General features: G+C 75.8%; 14 protein-coding genes. 7 read left to right on the top strand and 7 right to left on the bottom strand.

The annotated features are described in order from the left end of the window. Positions 1-332: 332 nt before the first annotated feature. Positions 333-1628, top strand: a complete 1296-nt coding sequence (locus ACZ6ZI_RS33280) for a cytochrome P450 (protein WP_469527217.1) — start codon at positions 333-335, stop codon at positions 1626-1628. Positions 1629-1765: 137 nt separating this feature from the next. Here ACZ6ZI_RS33280 and ACZ6ZI_RS33275 read toward each other — a convergent pair whose 3' ends face one another. Further along, positions 1766-3418 carry an FAD-dependent monooxygenase gene (locus ACZ6ZI_RS33275; protein WP_469527216.1) on the bottom strand — a complete coding sequence of 551 codons (1653 nt, stop codon included), beginning with the start codon at positions 3416-3418 and terminating at the stop codon, positions 1766-1768. A gap of 13 nt (positions 3419-3431) precedes the next feature. After that, positions 3432-3662 (bottom strand): hypothetical protein, encoded by a 231-nt coding sequence (locus tag ACZ6ZI_RS33270; protein ID WP_469527215.1) that lies wholly within the window; start codon positions 3660-3662, stop codon positions 3432-3434. A gap of 425 nt (positions 3663-4087) precedes the next feature. On the opposite strand from ACZ6ZI_RS33270, the gene ACZ6ZI_RS33265 reads away from it, so the two are divergent. The 6 genes from ACZ6ZI_RS33265 (at position 4088) to ACZ6ZI_RS33240 (ending at position 8325) form a co-directional block, all read left to right on the top strand. Next, positions 4088-4996 (top strand): MbnB/TglH/ChrH family RiPP precursor modification enzyme, encoded by a 909-nt coding sequence (locus ACZ6ZI_RS33265; RefSeq protein WP_469527212.1) that lies wholly within the window; start codon positions 4088-4090, stop codon positions 4994-4996. Continuing rightward, positions 4996-5799: a hypothetical protein gene (locus ACZ6ZI_RS33260; RefSeq protein ID WP_469527210.1), complete on the top strand. Its 804-nt coding sequence runs from the start codon at positions 4996-4998 to the stop codon at positions 5797-5799. The genes ACZ6ZI_RS33265 and ACZ6ZI_RS33260 overlap by 1 nt, the downstream gene beginning before the upstream one ends. A gap of 82 nt (positions 5800-5881) precedes the next feature. Then, a complete protein-coding gene (locus ACZ6ZI_RS33255) occupies positions 5882-6079 on the top strand; it encodes a hypothetical protein (protein WP_469527207.1) in 198 nt (65 codons plus the stop codon). A 193-nt stretch (positions 6080-6272) separates the two neighbouring features. Then, positions 6273-6737, top strand: a complete 465-nt coding sequence (locus ACZ6ZI_RS33250; protein ID WP_469527205.1) for a hypothetical protein — start codon at positions 6273-6275, stop codon at positions 6735-6737. A gap of 163 nt (positions 6738-6900) precedes the next feature. Then, entirely contained in the window at positions 6901-7557 is a 657-nt protein-coding gene (locus ACZ6ZI_RS33245; protein WP_469527204.1) for a hypothetical protein, read from the top strand. Between the two features lie 210 nt (positions 7558-7767). Beyond that, on the top strand, positions 7768-8325 hold the full coding sequence (locus ACZ6ZI_RS33240) for a YceI family protein (RefSeq protein WP_469527202.1): 558 nt from the start codon (positions 7768-7770) through the stop codon (positions 8323-8325). Between the two features lie 70 nt (positions 8326-8395). Here the strand turns inward: ACZ6ZI_RS33240 and ACZ6ZI_RS33235 are convergent, their stop codons facing one another. Genes ACZ6ZI_RS33235 through ACZ6ZI_RS33215 form a run of 5 tightly spaced genes read right to left on the bottom strand, consistent with a single transcriptional unit; the run spans position 8396 to position 16180 of the window. After that, positions 8396-8632: a Trm112 family protein gene (locus ACZ6ZI_RS33235; protein WP_469527200.1), complete on the bottom strand. Its 237-nt coding sequence runs from the start codon at positions 8630-8632 to the stop codon at positions 8396-8398. Further along, positions 8629-9543 carry a DMT family transporter gene (locus ACZ6ZI_RS33230; protein WP_469527198.1) on the bottom strand — a complete coding sequence of 305 codons (915 nt, stop codon included), beginning with the start codon at positions 9541-9543 and terminating at the stop codon, positions 8629-8631. The genes ACZ6ZI_RS33235 and ACZ6ZI_RS33230 overlap by 4 nt, the downstream gene beginning before the upstream one ends. A 3-nt stretch (positions 9544-9546) precedes the next feature. Further along, a complete protein-coding gene (locus ACZ6ZI_RS33225) occupies positions 9547-10341 on the bottom strand; it encodes a class I SAM-dependent methyltransferase (protein ID WP_469527194.1) in 795 nt (264 codons plus the stop codon). Further along, positions 10338-11888, bottom strand: coding sequence for a condensation protein (locus ACZ6ZI_RS33220; RefSeq protein ID WP_469527192.1), 1551 nt, complete (start codon positions 11886-11888; stop codon positions 10338-10340). Before ACZ6ZI_RS33220 ends, ACZ6ZI_RS33225 begins: the two co-directional genes overlap by 4 nt. After that, positions 11885-16180 (bottom strand): alpha-(1->3)-arabinofuranosyltransferase domain-containing protein, encoded by a 4296-nt coding sequence (locus ACZ6ZI_RS33215; protein ID WP_469527189.1) that lies wholly within the window; start codon positions 16178-16180, stop codon positions 11885-11887. The genes ACZ6ZI_RS33220 and ACZ6ZI_RS33215 overlap by 4 nt, the downstream gene beginning before the upstream one ends. Between the last annotated feature and the right edge of the window lie 15 nt (positions 16181-16195).

The raw sequence follows: 16195 nt of genomic DNA, 5'->3' as shown, positions 1-16195 counted from the left end.
GCCCGGGGCCCCCCGGGGGGGGGGGGGGCCGCCCCGCCGGGGGGGGGGGGCCCCCCCCCCCCCCCCCCCCCCCCCCCCCCGCGGGGGGGGGGGGCCCCCCCGCCGGGGCCCCCCCCCCCCGGCGGCTGTCGTCGCGGCACGGACCGTCCGGAGGACAGTGCGCGGGCGGCGCCGTTCCCACCATGGAGGAAACGGAGGAAATGGAGGAGGACGCCCGTCCCTCCCCCGTCCGGGGCCGGCCGTGCCGTCGCACGGCCGGCCCCGGACGCCTTCGCCCGTCTCCTCCTCTCCCCCTCCCCCTCCCCTCCCCCGAAGCCCGGAAAGGCACCGCCATGAGCCAGGAGCAGAGCCTGCTGCACCGCATCCTCGACCACTCCAGCCGCCCCGACCCGTACCCGCTCTACGCCGAGCTGCGCCGCACCCCGGTGTGGCACGAGGCCGGCGGCCCGTACGTCGTCAGCGGGTTCCGGGACATCGAACAGCTGCTGCACGATCCCCGCATCAGCTCCGACTCCCGCAACCTGTCGACGGATCCCGGGGATCCGCTGATCGAGGCGGTCGAGGCCGGCGGGGGCGGCGACACGGCCGGCGGCGCGAACGGCGACGGCTCCGGCATGCTCCCGCCCGGCTTCCTGCGCCTCGATCCGCCCGAGCACGACCGGCTGCGCCGGATGACCAACCGCCCCTTCGGCCCGCCGCACACCCCGCACAAGGTCCACGACATGCGCGCCGAACTCACCGCCGTCGTCGACGATCTGATCGACCACATCGGATCCGGGGCCGACACGGAAGAGGTCGACCTGGTCGGTGCCTTCGCCTACCCCTTCCCCGTCACCGTGATCTGTCGGCTGTTGGGCGTGCCCCGCGAGGACGAACCCCGCTTCCACGCGTGGGCCGAGGCCGTCGCGGCGAGCCTCGACCCCGACCCGGACGCGCCCGACCCGACCGCACGGCTGCGCGCCTCCCACGACGCCCGGACGGCGCTCGGCGGCTACCTCGCCGACCTCATCGAGGAGCGTCGGCGCCGTCCCCGCGAGGACATGCTCTCCCGGCTCGCGTCGGGCGACGGTCCGGACGGGGCGATGAGCACGATCGAGCTGCTCACCACCTCCGCGCTGCTCCTCGTCGCCGGCCACGAGACCACGGTCAACCTGATCGCGAACGGCATGCTCACCCTGCTGCGGCACCCGGAGGCCCTCGAACGGCTGCGGCAGGACCCCGGGTTCGCGGCTCCGCTGGTGGAGGAACTCCTGAGGTACGAGCCGCCCGTCCAGTTGCTGCCCCAGCGCACACCCATCGCCCCCGTCGAGGTGCGCGGCACGACCATCCCCCCGGGCGCCTCGATCTGGCTGGTGCTCGCCGCCGGCAATCGGGACCCGGAGCGGTTCACCGACCCGGAGCGCTTCGACCCGGACCGGCCGGACCTGACGCACCTGGGACTGGGCAGCGGCATCCACAGCTGCTTCGGGGCTCCGCTGGCCCGGCTGGAGACGCAGATCGCGCTGAGTCGGCTCGCGGCCCGGCTGGAGCGGCCCCGCCTGCTCGCGGACCCGCCGCCCTACCGTCGCAACGCGGTGCTGCGCGGCCCGCGCGCCCTGCCCGTCGCCCTCGCCGGGGTACGCCCCTGAGCGCCCCCGTCACCGGATCCGGCCGTACCCGAGGGCCGTGCGGGCCTCCCGCCCGTGCGGCCCTCGCGCGTGCGCGAACCCCCTCGGCCGGCGGGCGGAGGGGGTCGAAGGGGCTCGGGGCGGTCGGTGGGGCGCCGTCAGGCCGCGCTCCGGACGGCGGGCTCGGACGGCAGCGCCGCCGGCCGCTCCAGGGCCTCGCGTACGGCGTGCTCCAGGGCCTTCGGCGTGTCGTCCGGGGCCGTCACCCAGCGCCGGACGACGTGGCCGTCGGGCCGGACCAGCACGGCCCCGGTGGGGCCGATGCCGTAGCGGTCGGGGAAGGTGCCGTCCGGATCGCGCAGCGCGTCGCGCGGACCGCCGATCCGGTACGCGCGCAGGCGGACACCGAGTCCGGCCGCCGCCCGCGCCCCGGCGGGCGTCCAGGGCCCCCCGCGCGCTCCCGCGAGCAGGGTGAACCCGGTCCCGAAGAGGTCCAGGACCGACACCCGTCGGTCGCCGCGGGTCAGCCACAGGTGCGGGGCGCGGCTGCCGGGGCGGCCCGTGGGGCGGTACGGGTCCTCGCAGGGGCCGGCGTCCGGGCCGCCCCCGGGGTCGGGGTAGAGGTAGCCGAGCTGGAGGGTCTCGGGGGGCAGCGCCTCGGGCAGCCCGCGGGCGGTCGCGAGGACGTGCCACAGCGTGTGGGCGGCCACGCGGGTGCGCTCCACGTCGTAGGAGTCGAGGAGCGAGTCGTCCGCTTCGCCGCGCAGGACGGCGGCGAGTTTCCAGGCGAGGTTGTGGGCGTCCTGGATCCCGGTGTTGCCGCCGAGGCCGCCGATCACGGGCATGGTGTGGGCGGCGTCGCCCAGCAGCATGACGCGGCCCTCGCGGAACCGTTCGGCCACCACCGCGGAGGCCCCCCAGCGCAGCACGCTGAGCACGTCGGGTGCCAGGTCGGGCATTCCGGTGATCCGGTGCAGCCGGTCGCGGGCGAGGCGGCCGAGCTCCTCGTCGTCCGCCCCGGCGCCGATCGGGGCGTCGGGGATGCCGTGCTCCCACAGCGGTGCCCGGGGCACGCCGCGGGCGAAGAGGACCTCGCTGTCGGGGAACACGACGGCGGTGGGGCGCCGGCCGCGCAGCGCGGGGTCGAGGTCGGCGGCGAACACGGTGCTGAGGAAGCGCGGTTCGCCGCGGCGGCCGTGCAGCGCGATGCCGAGGGCCTCCCGTACGGGGCTGCGCGTGCCGTCGGCGGCCAGGAGGTAGGCGCAGCGGACGGTGCGGGTGTGGCCGGTGGCGCGGTCGAGGATCCGGGCGGTGACTCCGTACGGGTCCTGCTCGAAGGCGTCGAGTTCGTGGCCGAAGAGGACGCGCGCGCCCCGGTCGCGGGCCTCGGCCAGCAGGATCGGTTCGAGGCGGTTCTGGTCGCAGAGCCGACTGCCGGCGGGGCTGATGGGCAGGGTCGGGTCACCGGGCGGGCCGAGCAGGGTGTACGCGTCGTCGGTCAGGGCCCGCGCCCCGAACCAGCCGCTCGGGCGGCGGCTCACGGCGTCGACGGCGGGCTCCAGGCCGACGGAGCGGAGCACCTCGCCCGAGCGGGCGGTGAGGACCCGCGAGCGGGGATGGGCGCCGATGCCGGAGCGGCGTTCCACCACCAGGCAGCGCACCCCCTGGTGGGCGAGCAGCACGGCGGCCGACAGGCCGCTGAGGCTTCCGCCGACCACGAGCACGGGCACGCGCACGGGCTCGTGCACCGGCTCGGGTGCGGGGTCGCCCGCGTCGTGGGGGGTCGGGCCGGAGCGCGTCGTCGTGTCCATGTCGAGGGGCGGCTCAGCGGCCGATGGAGGCCGTCGCGAGGGCGAGGTCGATGCGCTGCTCGCGGGCCCGTTCGGCGGCCCGGGCGGAGGTGGGGGGCGTGTTCATCAGGGCGCGGCAGACGCAGAAGCAGAACCGGCCGCCCTCGCGGCGCGTGCCGTGGCCGCCGAGTTCGGTCAGGGCGAGCCATTCGCGTTCCGCCGGGGCCGGGGTGGTCGTGTGCGCGTGCTCGTGGTGCTTGCTCATGGGTTCGTCCCTCTCCTGCGTCGGTCGTCGCCGGCACGGGCCCGGACGGGGGCATGCGTGCGTCCGGGGCTCCGGGCCGGGTGGTGCGGGGGGCCGCACCACCCCTCCACTGGACCCCGCGCGGGCCCTCGCCGGTGTCCTCCGACCGGCCGATCCGCGGGACGAGGGCCGTGGAGAACGCGAGGGAAGGGGAGACGCGAGGGAAGGGCGGCGCGAGGGAGGGCCGGGGGCAGGACGGGAGGCGGGGCAAGGGGCCGGCGGGGAAGGCCGGTAGGCGGCGGGCGGCCGGCGGCGGGCGGCGCGCCGACGGTCGCGCGTCGTCCCCCCGATGGACCGACCGCAGGACGAGGAGGCCCCGGCCCCTTCCCTACGGTGGCCGCAGGAGGCCGTACGAACACCGGCCCGCAGCGTGAGAGGACCCCTCCATGACCACCGCACCCTCGGGTTCCGTCCCGGTCACCGCGACCGCCGCCACCGCCGTGCCGGTGACCGGCCTGCCGTACCTCGGTTCGGGGATCGGCTACCGCACCGAGATCAAGGACGCGATCACCTCCCCGGCGAGCCGCGTCGACTGGCTCGAAGTGATCACCGAGCACTACCTGTTCGCGCCGCCCGACGTCCGTGACGTGCTGCACCGCCTGCGCCGCCGCTTCCGGATCGTGCCGCACGGACTGGAGTTGTCGATCGGGGCTCCGCGCGAGCCCTCCCCGCGTTACCTGGACGCGCTGGCGCGGCTCGTCGACGAGATCGACGCGCCCTGGTTCAGCGACCACCTGTGCTTCACGCGGGCCGCGGGCGTCGCCCTCGGCACCCTGACCCCGCTGCCCCGGACCCGGGAGATCGCCCGTGAGGTGGGGCAGCGCGCGCGGCGGGTGCAGGCTGCGGTGGGCAGGCCCCTGATCCTGGAGAACGTCACGTACTACATCGATCTGCTGTCGCCGTTGTCGGAGGCGCAGTTCATCGCCGAGGTGATGGAGCACTGCGAGTGCGGGCTGCTGCTGGACCTGACGAACCTGGACATCAACGCGCGCAACCACGGCTACTCGGCGCACGAGTTCCTCGACACGATCCCGGTGGAGCGCGTCGTACAGGTGCACCTGGCGGGCGGGACCGGCGGGGAGGACGACCGCATGGACCTGGACACGCACAGCGAGCCGGTGCCGCCCGCGGTCTGGGAGCTGCTGGAGGAGCTGGTGGACAGGGCGCCGGTGCGCGCCACGCTGCTGGAGCGCGACCAGAACTTCCCCGAGGACTTCGGCGAGCTCCAGGCCGAACTCGACCACGCCCGGCGCGTCCTGGACGGCGTCCGGCCCGCGCGGACGGGGGTGCGGTGATGGGCCTGCGCGAGGCCTTCGCCTCCGTCATCGCCTCCCCCGGCACGCTGGTGCCGGTGCTGCGCGCGCGTCCCGGCGAGGTCCAGGCCCGGTTCGGGCTGTCCGACGCGGAGCTGGCGGTGTTGGCCGGCGTCGACGGGGACAGCTACGCGTTCATGGCCGAGGAGAGCGGCGCGAAGCGCCGGATCCACCTCTCGGTCGGCATCCCCCGTACGGTGGGTGAACTGACGGAGCATCATCCCGAAGTGCTCGACGCGTTCCTGACGACGACGACCCTCGCCGAGGACGCCGACGACCCGATGGGGATCGTGCGGGCCTGCGGGCGTCTGCTGGCCTTCGTCGGGCTGCCGCCCGCCGTCGCCGACTTCGGCCGGTTCGAGCTCGACCAGTACCTGTTGCTGAACGACTCCGTGGCTGCGGAGGCCTGTCGCCCGGGTCCCTTCGCACGGCTGCCCGCGCGGTTCCCGCGGGTCGCGGAGCCCGCGCTGGTGCTGTCCGCGGCGGTGCGGGTGGCGACGTACGGGCACGACGTGACCGACCCCGGGGCGCCGGGCCGTCTCCCCCGCGAGGAGGTGACCGTCCTGCTCCAGCGGGCGTGGGACGCGCCGCTGCGGGCGTACCGGATCGGGGCCGGCACCGGGCTCCTGCTGGCCCGCTGCGACGGCACCCGCACGGGACGCGAGGCCGCCCGCGCCGCGGACCTTCCCGAGGCCGACGCCCTGGACCTGCTGGAACGGCTGGTGGGCGCCGACATCGTGCGGACGGCGCCCGCAATCGTCCACCAGGGTCGTCCGACCGCATGACAGGGCCTCGCGGCCCCGCCTGCTGTCCTGGAGTACGGCCCTTCGGCCGAACGACCCACCCACTCCCCCGAGGAGGGACACCATGAACAGCCCGTACCCCGACCCCCTCGCCGGCGCCTTCGCCCCGGCCCTTTCCCTGACGCCGCTGCCGGACGTGGTCGCGGCCCGCCGGTCCGGCCCGCCGCGGGACTTCAACTGCTTCTGCGTCTTCTGCACCCAGGCGGCCGACCCGTCCGTGGCCCGTCCCCCGCGCGCGGCGGCCGGTCGATCCCCCCGGTGACCCGAGCCGCACCCGGGTCCCGCGGCCCCGACCTCGCGACGGGGGCCCGCACGGAGCGGTGGACGCCGCGCGGTCGCGCCCCGCGCGCGTGAGCCCGGCGGACCACCGCTCCGCCACGCCCCGGTACCTCGCGCGGCGGGGGCCCGGAAAACCGCCGGCGGCCGTCGCGGCCGCCGTCCTATCGTCGGGGACGATGGACATCACCTTCCGGAAGCTGCCGGGAAATCAGCACGAGATCACGGTCACCCGTCTACGCGGCCCCGCCGTACGGCTGCCCGCGCAGCCCACCGGTCCGACGATCCCGCACGACCTCGCCCACGCCGCCGTCGAGGAGGCGCTCGGCATCACGGACGGCTTCTGGGGCGCGACGGCGGCCGGTGCCACCTTCCAGGGGTTCGAGACGATCGAGCCCGGACGCCACCGCCGGTCGGGGCTCAAGGTGCTGCGCCGCGGGGGCGACGCGGTGCTGGCCGCGGAGATGGCGGTCAACTGGGCCTACCGGGCCTGGTCCGGACTTCCCGTCACGGGGCGCGGCGTGGGCCGACCGCCCCTCGACGAGGCCGCCCTGGTGCGTGCCCGCGCCGCCTTGGACGCGGCGGCGACCCGCTGGGAGGCGCTGCCCGAGGACTCCTCACTCACCTGGCACTGGCGGGACTGAGGCTCCGCCCCGCGCAGCCCCACGAGGCGACGGCCCGCGACGCCCCGCGCCGGTCCCCCACCGACCTCACCCCGGACGTCACTCCCGGTGACACCGGCGGTCGAACGCCCCCGGCTTGATGAGAACATGATGACTCCACCACAGCAGTGCGAAAGGGGAGGTCATGGCCTGGGGCCCGGCGACGTACGAGGTGAAGTACCAGGGGACCACGCCCCGGGTGCTGCGCACGGAGAGCAACGGCGCGCACAGCGGCGCTGGTTGGGCGACCCGTGACGCGCCCGGCCCCGACGACGCCCGCTACCCCGAGGCCCGTACCTTCCGCCTCCTGGACGACGCCGGCGTCCCCTTCGTCCACGTGCGCACCGAGCACCCCGGCTCGCGGGGCTCCGGGCAGCCGGCCGTCTACCGCGTCGACGACCACCACGGCGCCCCGTTGGGCCGCGTCACCTACCGGCGGCGGCCCTCCTTCCGCGTCCGCCGGGCGCGGTGGACGCTGGAACCGGTCCAGGGGCCGCACCTGCGCGGCCACCGGGGCCGCCTGGTGTGGTGGGCCGTGTGGTGGCCGACGGGTCTGGTGCTGAGCTGGGTGTGCTCGATCGCCGCCTTCATGGCCGAGGACGACGCGGGCTTCCGTCCGCCCCGCCGGGTCACCTGGCGCGACGCCTCGGGCCGGACCCGGCTGGTGTTCCGGGGCATGTCCGACCGCTACGAGGTGCGGGCCGGGGACACCGATCCCCGGCTGATCAGCGCGCTCGTGGCATTGCACCAGTCCTTCGACCCGTCCGAGGACGCCGGGGCCTTTGGCTGGTACCACGTCTGACCCCGCCCGTTCGGGGCCGGTCGCGGCGGGCCCCGTCGCGGTCGGCGTCGCGGCCCCCTCGCGGTCGCCCGCGGTCGCCCGCGGTCGGCGTCAGGGTGTACTCCGCCGCCGGCCCGTGCGTGCCTCCGGATCGGGACGTCGTGGCGGCCTAGCGTGGCCGCAGACGATCCCGCCGGACCGCCGGCGGGCTCCGGTTCCCTGGAGGCACCCATGACCACGCCGTCCGACCTCGCCGAACTCACCGGCACCTACGTCCTCGACCCCGCCCACACCCGGATCGGCTTCATCGCCCGCCACGCCATGGTGACCAAGGTCCGCGGCGCGTTCCACCGGTTCGACGGGACGGCCCGGCTGGACGGCTCCGACCCGGCCCGCTCCACGGGACGGGTGGTGATCAAGGCCGAGAGCATCGACACCGGCGTCGAACAGCGCGATCAGCACCTGCGCACCAACGACTTCCTCGACGTGCCGAACTTCCCCGACATCACCTTCGAGACCACCGGCATCGAGGTCCTCTCCGACAGCGAGTACCGCGTGACCGGCGACCTCACCATCAAGGACACCACCCGCCCGGTCGCCATCGACTTCGAGTACACCGGGACCGCCGTCGACCCCTTCGGCAACCGGCGCGTCGGCCTGGAGGGGTCGGTGTCCATCTCCCGCAAGGACTACGGCGTGACCTGGAACGCCGCCCTCGAAGGCGGCGGGGTGCTCGTCGGCGACAAGGTCGTCCTGGAGTTCGACGTCTCCGCCATCAAGCAGGACTGAGCGCCCGCGAGCCCGGCGAGCGGCCCGCCGGCCCGTTCCCTCCCCCGCGTCCGCCCGCCCGTACGCGACTTCACCCCGCGTCGGCGGTGCCTCCCTCGGGCTCGGCGCCCCGCTCGGTCGCCGGGGCGTGCGCTTCCGGTGCGGCGGGCACGCCGGAGGAGGGCAGCAGCTGCGGGATGCCGTCGACGATCGGGTAGCTGCGGCGCAGGCGCGGGTTGTAGAGCGCGCTCCCGGCCTCGTCGAGGATCAGCGGCCCCTTGTCGAGGGGGCAGGCGAGGATCTTCAGCAGCGGGCTGTCGGGCTTCATGACCGGGTTCCTTCGGAGGAGGGGTGGGCGGGAGCGGCCGCGTCGTGGCGCGGCAGGGTGAGCAGGACGGTCAGGGCGAGCGCGATGCCGCCCAGCCGCAGCAGCAGCCGCGCCGGATCGGCGGGCAGCGGTTCGTCGAAGGCGATCGTGCCGCTGACGACGGCGAAGACGCAGGCCACCGTCGAGCACACCGGCACGATGAGGGAGGCCCGGCAGCGTTGCAGGGCGGTCTGCGACAGCACCAGTCCGGTGGCCCCCGTCAGCAGGAGCAGGTACGGGTGGGGGGTGGTGAGCAGGGCGGGGGCGGAGCCCAGCAGGTCGGAGGTGTCCAGGCGGCCCGAGACCCCCTTGATGGCGAGGGAGCTGACCCCGTAGATCAGGCCGACGGCGACCGCGTAGGACACTCCGGTGGTGGGTTGGCGGTGGCGGCGGCGGGCGCGCCGTTCGGCGGCGGCGTAGAGCGCGAGTCCGGCGGCGACGGACGGTACGCACAGGGCCAGCAGGGTGCCCGTGGGCGCGCTGCGGCTGACGTCCTCGCCGGCCCCGTAGAGGGAGGTGACGACCATGGCCAGTGCCACGCCGATGACGGCCAGCGCGCGCCGTTCGCGGCCGGAGGCCCGTTCGCCGAGCACCGCCGACGAGAGCACCAGCAGGAAGACCAGCCCGGACAGGAACAGGCCCTGGGCGGCGACGAGGGGCAGGGTGCGGTAGACGGCCAGTTGGGCGGCGAAGCCCAGGGCCAGCGCGGTGGCGCCGCAGATCCACAGGGGTCGGCCGGCCAGCAGGAGCAGGGCCCGGCCGGGGCGGGCGACGCTCAGCGGCGGCATGCCGGCGAGCGCCCGCTTCTCCAGGACGAAGCCGGTGCTGTACAGGAGGTTCGCCACCAGGGCGGCGACCACGCCCCACACCACGGGTTACGCCTTTCTCGCGTGGACGAGGAGGATGGAGGCGAGGGAGGGCCGTGCGCAGGCCATCCGGTCCAGCGGGCGGAGCGGGCGCGGGACGCCGTGGAACGGCGCGCCGGCGAGGGCCACCACCTCGAAGCCGGAGGCCGCCACGAACTCGCGCAGGGCGCGGGCCGTGTAGAGCCGCAGGTGACCGACGACCTCGGTGCCCGGTCGGCCGTGGATGCGGCGCAGGCTCACCTCGGAGAACACGGGCTGGACTCCGGCGAGGAGCAGGGCGCGGTTGTACCAGGCGGCGAGGTTGGGCGTCGAGAGCATCAGGTGTCCGCCGGGCCGCAGGACCCGGTGGAGTTCGTCGAGGGCGCCGTCGGGGTCGACGAGGTGCTCGACGACCTCGCTGAACAGCACGGCGTCGGCGCTCGCGGCGGCGAACGGCAGCCCGTCGCCGGTGAGTTCGCCGCGGACGACCTGGGTCAGGCGCGGCGCCGCCCGGCGCAGGGCGTCCTGGGACCAGTCGATGCCCACGACGTGGTGTCCGCCGAGCACGCGGGCCGCGATGGCGCCTGCCGAGCCGTCGCCGCAGCCCACGTCGAGTACGGTCGCGGGCGGCCGGTCGGGCCCGACGGGGCCGAGCGCGGCGGCCAGCATCCGGGCCTGGCGCAGGGTGCGGGCGTGCCCCGAGGCGACGGGGACGGCGGGGTTCTCGTAGAAGTCGCGCAGTCCCGGCGGGCGCCGGTCCGGGGAGGGGACCGGGTCGCGGGGCGAGGTGCCGGCGACCGCGGCGTCGGAGGCCGATGGGGTCATGACGACCTCTCGTGGTGGTCCTGGGCGGAGCGGGCTCCGTCCGTGGTCGGTTCCGGGCGGCGTGCGTCGTGCCGTCGCGGCTCGCCCGGGGTGAGGGAGGCCGCCGCCATCGACTCCTCGAACAGGCGCAGCAGGTCCGCGCCGGAGGCGTCGGCGAGAAGCGCCCGTGACCAGCGCAGCGCGACGTGCAGGCGCCCGCCGGTGGAGGCCGCCGCGACGCTCAGCCCGCGCGGCATGCGCGCGGGCGCGGAGAACCAGACGGCGCTCGCCCTGCCGGCGTCGCCGAAGTCCAGCGCGTACGGCACGCGTCCGACGTTGGTGACCAGCGCCGTCGACGTCCAGGACGCGGCGGCCCGTCGGGCGCCCCGGGTGAGGGCGCCCCGTACGCCGACGGGCAGCAGCGGCGCGGTCAGCAGGTCCGCCCCGGCGCCCATCGGGGAGCCGGGGTCGGCCGTCAGGGCGCGGGTGCGGCGGGCGGTGGCGCGCAGCAGCCGCTCCAGGGCCGCCGGGTCCGGCCGCTCGCCGGTGAGCAGCCGTGTGTCGCGGGGGTCCTCGGCGGTCATGGGCACCTCGACGAGCCGGGTTCCGTTGCCCATCGGCATCCCGGTGCCGCGCGGGCGGTCGTCGACGGGCACGGTGAGGCGTACGGGGCCCGCCGGCCGGCCGTGCGCGAGGTTCCAGCGGCCGATCATCAGGGTCACGGCGACCAGCAGCCGGTCGTTGACGGTCCAGGGCTGCGGGGTTCCGGTCGGCGCCGCGCGCGGCGGAACGGGCAGGTCCGCCAGCAGCATGCCGTTGCCCACCGCGCGGGCGCGCGCCGGCGCGGGGCGGGAGTCCGGTGCGACGCGTACGGGCCGAGTGCGTACGGTCCGGCCCGTTCCCCCGGTCGTGCCGCGCACCGGCCGCGCGGGGGCCGGTCGCGACCGTCCGGGTATCCGGACGGCCGCGAGGCCGGCGTACCGTTCGGCGGTGGTGGCGAGGATGCGCAGGCCCGACGGCGCGTCGAGGGCGGTGTGGTGCAGGGTCAGCAGCAGTACGGTCCCGGCGGGCGCGGGCGGCTCCGCCCGTCCCGACCCGTCCCCACCGTTCCCGGCGTCCGCGCCGGCCCCGCCGTCCCCAGCGGCCCCGCCGTCCGCGCCGGTCGTCTCGACGACGTCCAGGCGGATCGGCGGGGACAGCGCGAGCGACGGGCAGTCCGTCAGGGCGCGGGCCCGGGCGCGGGCCAGGGCCTCGGGGCCGCGCCCGGTGAAGCTCACCGGTTCGCCGTCGGGTTCGCCGGTCTGCTCCCATGCGAGGGTCCGGTGCAGGCTGCGGCCGGGCACCTCCCGCACCAGGGCGCGGGGGTGCGTCAGCAGCGCCTGCCGGAAGGCGGCGCGCAGCCGTGCGGGGTCCACCCGTCCGGGCAGGTGGACCTCGATGTGCACGGTTTCCGGCTCGTCGGCGTCGAGGCAGTGCCGTGACACCTCGTCGACGGTCGGGAAGGGGATCCGGGCCCCGCCGGGAGGGGTCGTCGACCCTCTCCCGGCGGTGGTCCAGGGTCCGATCACGCGGCGCCACCGCCGTCCGGCTTGCGCAGGGAGGTGCGGGGCGCGCCCCCGTCGCCGGTGCCGGCAGGTCCGGCAGGTCCGGCCGTCACCACCGGTCCGGCCTCCGGCGCCTCGGCGGCGTCGTCGTCGCGCGGCCCGGGGGCGTCGTGCGGCGCGTCGTCCTCGGACGCGGGCCTCAGGGGGGTGACCAGCGCGGCGGAGAGCGCCACCAGTGCGAGCACCTGGGCGAGGCCGCTGTAGGAGCCCTGCGCGGCGGCGATCGGCTCGCCGGCGCCGACGGCCGCGACCAGGCCGGCTCCGGCCATCGCCACCGCCGCGGTCGGTACGAGCGCGGCGGGTCGGAAGCGGGCCGCGACGGCGAGCACGGGCACGACCAGGGCGAGCGGTCCCGCGACCACGGCGACGACCGCGGTCAGGGCCAACGTCCCGAGCAGCAGCCCGGGGGCCGCCGGTTCGGGCAGCCGGTCGTCCGTCCCGTCGTCCTGTCGGCGACGGCCCACGAAGGCCAGGGCCACCAGGGCGAGGAGGGCGAGCGCACCGACGATCAGCCCGGCCCGGTAGGTGCCGGAGGGTTCGAACTCCATGGTCACCGTGCCGGACTTGCCGGCCGGGATCACCCAGGCCTGCTGCCAGCCGTCCAGGCGGACCGACTCCAGTTCCGTACCGCCGAGGGTGGCCTTCCAGCCGTCGTTGGCGTTCTCGAAGGTCCGCAGGTACGCGGCCCCGCCGGAGCCCGCCGACACCTTGACGGTCCGCCGGTCGTCGCTCCAGTCGGCGACGGTGGCCTCGCGGCCGGCCGCTCCGGCGAGCGGCTGCGCGGTGCCCCGGGTGAGCCTGACGTCGGTGATCGCCAGCGGGCCGGCGTCGGCCGCCTCCAGTTCGATCTCGCCGGCCGGGAGGGCCACGGTGCCGTCGGCCTCGTCGCCCGCGCACAGGGTCACGGTGACGGGGCGCCGGTCGACGAGGTCGGTGACCAGTCCGGAGGCCTTCGTCTTGTGCAGGACGCCGCCGAGGGCGAGGTCCGGTCCCTGGCCGCACTCCAGCGAGAAGCGGGCGGAGGGATCCGGGCGGGGCACCCGCAGGTCGGCCAGGGCGGGAACGTGGACCTCGCTGAGCCCGACGGGCAGTTGCAGGCGCGCGTTCGCCACCGGGTTGTGGACGGTGAGCGGTGCGACCCGGCTGATGGTGATGTCGAGCCGGTCCGTCTCGATCTCCGGGAAGCGGACCCGTCCGTTCTCGTCCACGTCGGCCACCGCGGCGCCGTGCGGAGAGGAGATCGTCACCTGTTCGGGCCGGGTGGAGACCCCGCCCGCCGACACCAGGACGACCTCGTCGATCTTCCTCATCCCGGACCAGGCGAGGTGGACCACCGGGCGGTCGCCCGCGATCCAGGCGGTCGTCAGATCGCCGTCGACCAGGTTGCGGGCGCCGAGCAGGGTGGCGCTGCTGCCGGTGGAGTCCACCGTGGCCCGCAGCCGGTTCTCGGGACCGGGAGCGGCGCGGTCGAGCAGCTTGTCCAGGGCGTCGCCGGGCAGGGCGACGGCTCCCGCCGACACCGTGTACTCGCCCGCTTCCCCGGTGGTGAGCCTGCGGTGCAGTCCCGCCTCGGTGGAGGCCGGCGAGAGGCCGCCCACGTCGAGGCCGCGGTGTACGGAGTACACGCTCGTCGGCGCTTGGGTGCGTTCCGCGTCGGCGGGCAGCGCCAGCAGGCGCGTCACCTGGACGCCCGGGATCGACACCTCGGAGAAGCCGGCCCCGGAGAGGCCCACACTGGCCTGTTGCGCCGCGAGGATGGTGATCTTCATCCAGGAGGCCTGGCCGGAGGGGGCCTTGACGGTCTGCGGCCGGCCGTTGGTCTGCAGGGGGCTGTCGGCCGTCCCGCGGTCGGTCTCGACGCGCACCTGTGTGGGCGCCGCGCGCATGGCCTCGCCCGGCAGGGGCGTCAGTTGGATGGAGGCGGGGACGTCGGTGGGCCGGGCGAACTCGACCTTGAGCCACTGTCCGGCCGGCTCGCCGGCGCTGCCCTCGGCCCAGGCCGTGGCGGGGTTGCCGTCGAAGGCGTTCACCGGGTCGTACTGCGGCAGGTGGAACAGCCAGTTGCCGCTGGTGGAGGCCGTCACGGCCTTGGCGCCGCGCAGGACGGCGGTCGTCTGGTGGTCGCTCCCCGCGTTGGGCAGGATCTGCTTGGGCTCCTCGCCCGGGTTCTGCAGGCTGCCGGAGTGGTTGCGCTCGTTCGCGGTGTACGTGTACGAGGTGTTGTTGTTGACCAGGCCGAAGCGGGTGTCGGCGCGGCGCAGTCCGTCCGCGACGGCCTTCACCGGTGCCGTGAGGCCCTTGGGGAGCGGGTCCCCGGCCAGTACCGCCGGGCGGTCCGTCATCGAGGGGTCGGCGGAGAGCTGGAGCAGCGACTCGGGACCGCCGCTGAGCACGGCCGTGTCGGCCACGGCCGAGACGGCGACCCGGTCGGGCCGCGCGACGCGGTCCTGCGGCCGGTAGATCTCCACGGACTGGAGCCGCGGGTACAGCGCCGTCAGTTGGAGCGGGGTGTCGGGGGCGATGCGCCCACCGGTCACCAGCGGCCCGAACCCGGTGACCTTGCGGTAGCCGGAGGCCTCCAGGGTCCGCTTCACGGTCTGCGGCGGGACCCAGCCGATCTGGTCGGGGTCGAGGTCGTTGCGCACGACCACCTCGTGCATGCCGGCCCGCGCCAGGTACGCCTGGAGGCCGGGGACCTCGGCGCCGGACAGCAGCGCCTGCTCGACGGCGTCCGTCATGCGGCGTGCTCCGGGAGTGCCGAAGGGCACGAAGTCCCGCTGCGCCCAGGGGGTGTCGGCCAGCACGTCGAAGGGCTGGTCGATGGAGGAGCCCCAGGTGTAGATGCCGTGCGCCGTCGCGGGGACGACCAGGGCCCGGCTGTGCGGGGCGTTGTCCGCGAGCCAGTCGGCGGCCTTCGCCCAGTGGGAGGGCAGTTTGGTGAAGGCGCCCGGCTGCAGGACGGTGCCGTTGACGTACGGGAGCGCCAGACCGGGCAGCACGACCACCGCGGCGACCGCGGGTACCCAGCGGCGCCCGCGCAGGGCGTGGGAGCCCCTGCTCACGGACAGGACGGCCGTCAGGTGGGCCAGGCCGAGGGCGAGGGCGAGGGCGAGTCCGGGCTGGAACTTGTAGACGTTGCGGAACGGCTTCAACGGCCCGTCCAGCCAGCCCTGTACGACCCCGTGGAAGGGTCCGCCGAAGGCACCGCCGTAGCCGGCGAGCGTGATGAGGACGACGGCCAGGACCGTCAGCAGCAGCCAGCGGCGCTCCGGGAGGTCGCGCCGGGCCAGGCCGGCGAGCCCCAGCGCGGCGGCGAACGCCGAGCCCAGGACGGCGACGACGGAGGTGGCGACGGTCCAGCCGGCGGGCAGCCAGGCCTCGCCGAAGTTCAGGTACGCCACCCAGTTGCCGGCGCCGCGCAGCAGCTCGGTCGCGGACATGGTGGCGGTGGTGGTGTCGGCCTGCTCGACGTACGGCATGAAGTCCTCGCCGTACACGCCGAGCAGCAGCAGCGGAACCACCCACCAGACGGTGGCCAGCACGACGCCCGGGATCCACCAGCCCAGCAGGGCGCGGCGGCGCGGGCCGGCGGGGCGGCTGAGCAGGTACAGGCCGACGGGCAGCAGCGCGGCCAGGGTGGAGGCGGCGTTCACCCCTCCCATGAAGGGGATCAGGAGTGCCGAACGCGCGGCGGCCTTGCGGGGGCTGTGGGCCGCGGACATCAGGGGCAGCAGCACCCAGGGCAGCAGGGCGCCGGGCAGCGCGGCGGCGGACGTCGATCCGACGACGATGGTGAAGGTGGGCCACAGGGCGTAGACGACCGCCGCGAGGACGCGGGAGGCGGGCGTGCCCACGCGCAGCCGCTCGGCGAGCCTGAGCGCTCCCCAGAAGGCGGCGGTCACGATCAGGGACAGCCAGAGCCGCTCGGCGAGCCAGATCGGCACGTGGAGCAGGTCCATGAGCGCGTAGTAGGGAAGGGCCGGGAAGGCGTATCCGACGTACTGGTTGGCTATGCCTCCGAGACCCACGTTGCCGTTCCACAGCGAACCGAGGTCGCCGATGAAGCGCCAGGGGTCGAGGGCGACGCCGAGTTTCGTCTCGAACGTCATCTTCCCCGGTGACACGGCGAGGAACGCCGCCAGCACGACGGCCCAGAAGCCGAACAGCAGGCGTCGTCCGCGCGGCTCGCCGGACGCCTCCGACGGCGTCGGGCCGGGCTGCGGCGCCCGGGTGGGCGCCTGGACCGCAGTGGTCATTTACCGTTCCTCGCT

This window comes from Streptomyces sp. NPDC103540 (assembly GCF_055584445.1).
This window is presented reverse-complemented; position numbering and strand designations above follow the sequence as displayed.

Bases quoted from the DNA above. Each gene is read 5' to 3' on its own strand.
- ACZ6ZI_RS33225 (WP_469527194.1), bottom strand. From the start codon at position 10,341: ATGACCCCATCGGCCTCCGACGCCGCGGTCGCCGGCACCTCGCCCCGC.
- ACZ6ZI_RS33275 (WP_469527216.1), bottom strand. From the start codon at position 3,418: ATGGACACGACGACGCGCTCCGGCCCGACCCCCCACGACGCGGGCGAC.
- ACZ6ZI_RS33265 (WP_469527212.1), top strand. From the start codon at position 4,088: ATGACCACCGCACCCTCGGGTTCCGTCCCGGTCACCGCGACCGCCGCC.
- ACZ6ZI_RS33250 (WP_469527205.1), top strand. From the start codon at position 6,273: ATGGACATCACCTTCCGGAAGCTGCCGGGAAATCAGCACGAGATCACG.
- ACZ6ZI_RS33245 (WP_469527204.1), top strand. From the start codon at position 6,901: ATGGCCTGGGGCCCGGCGACGTACGAGGTGAAGTACCAGGGGACCACG.
- ACZ6ZI_RS33260 (WP_469527210.1), top strand. From the start codon at position 4,996: ATGGGCCTGCGCGAGGCCTTCGCCTCCGTCATCGCCTCCCCCGGCACG.
- ACZ6ZI_RS33240 (WP_469527202.1), top strand. From the start codon at position 7,768: ATGACCACGCCGTCCGACCTCGCCGAACTCACCGGCACCTACGTCCTC.
- ACZ6ZI_RS33215 (WP_469527189.1), bottom strand. From the start codon at position 16,180: ATGACCACTGCGGTCCAGGCGCCCACCCGGGCGCCGCAGCCCGGCCCG.
- ACZ6ZI_RS33235 (WP_469527200.1), bottom strand. From the start codon at position 8,632: ATGAAGCCCGACAGCCCGCTGCTGAAGATCCTCGCCTGCCCCCTCGAC.
- ACZ6ZI_RS33255 (WP_469527207.1), top strand. From the start codon at position 5,882: ATGAACAGCCCGTACCCCGACCCCCTCGCCGGCGCCTTCGCCCCGGCC.
- ACZ6ZI_RS33270 (WP_469527215.1), bottom strand. From the start codon at position 3,662: ATGAGCAAGCACCACGAGCACGCGCACACGACCACCCCGGCCCCGGCG.
- ACZ6ZI_RS33280 (WP_469527217.1), top strand. From the start codon at position 333: ATGAGCCAGGAGCAGAGCCTGCTGCACCGCATCCTCGACCACTCCAGC.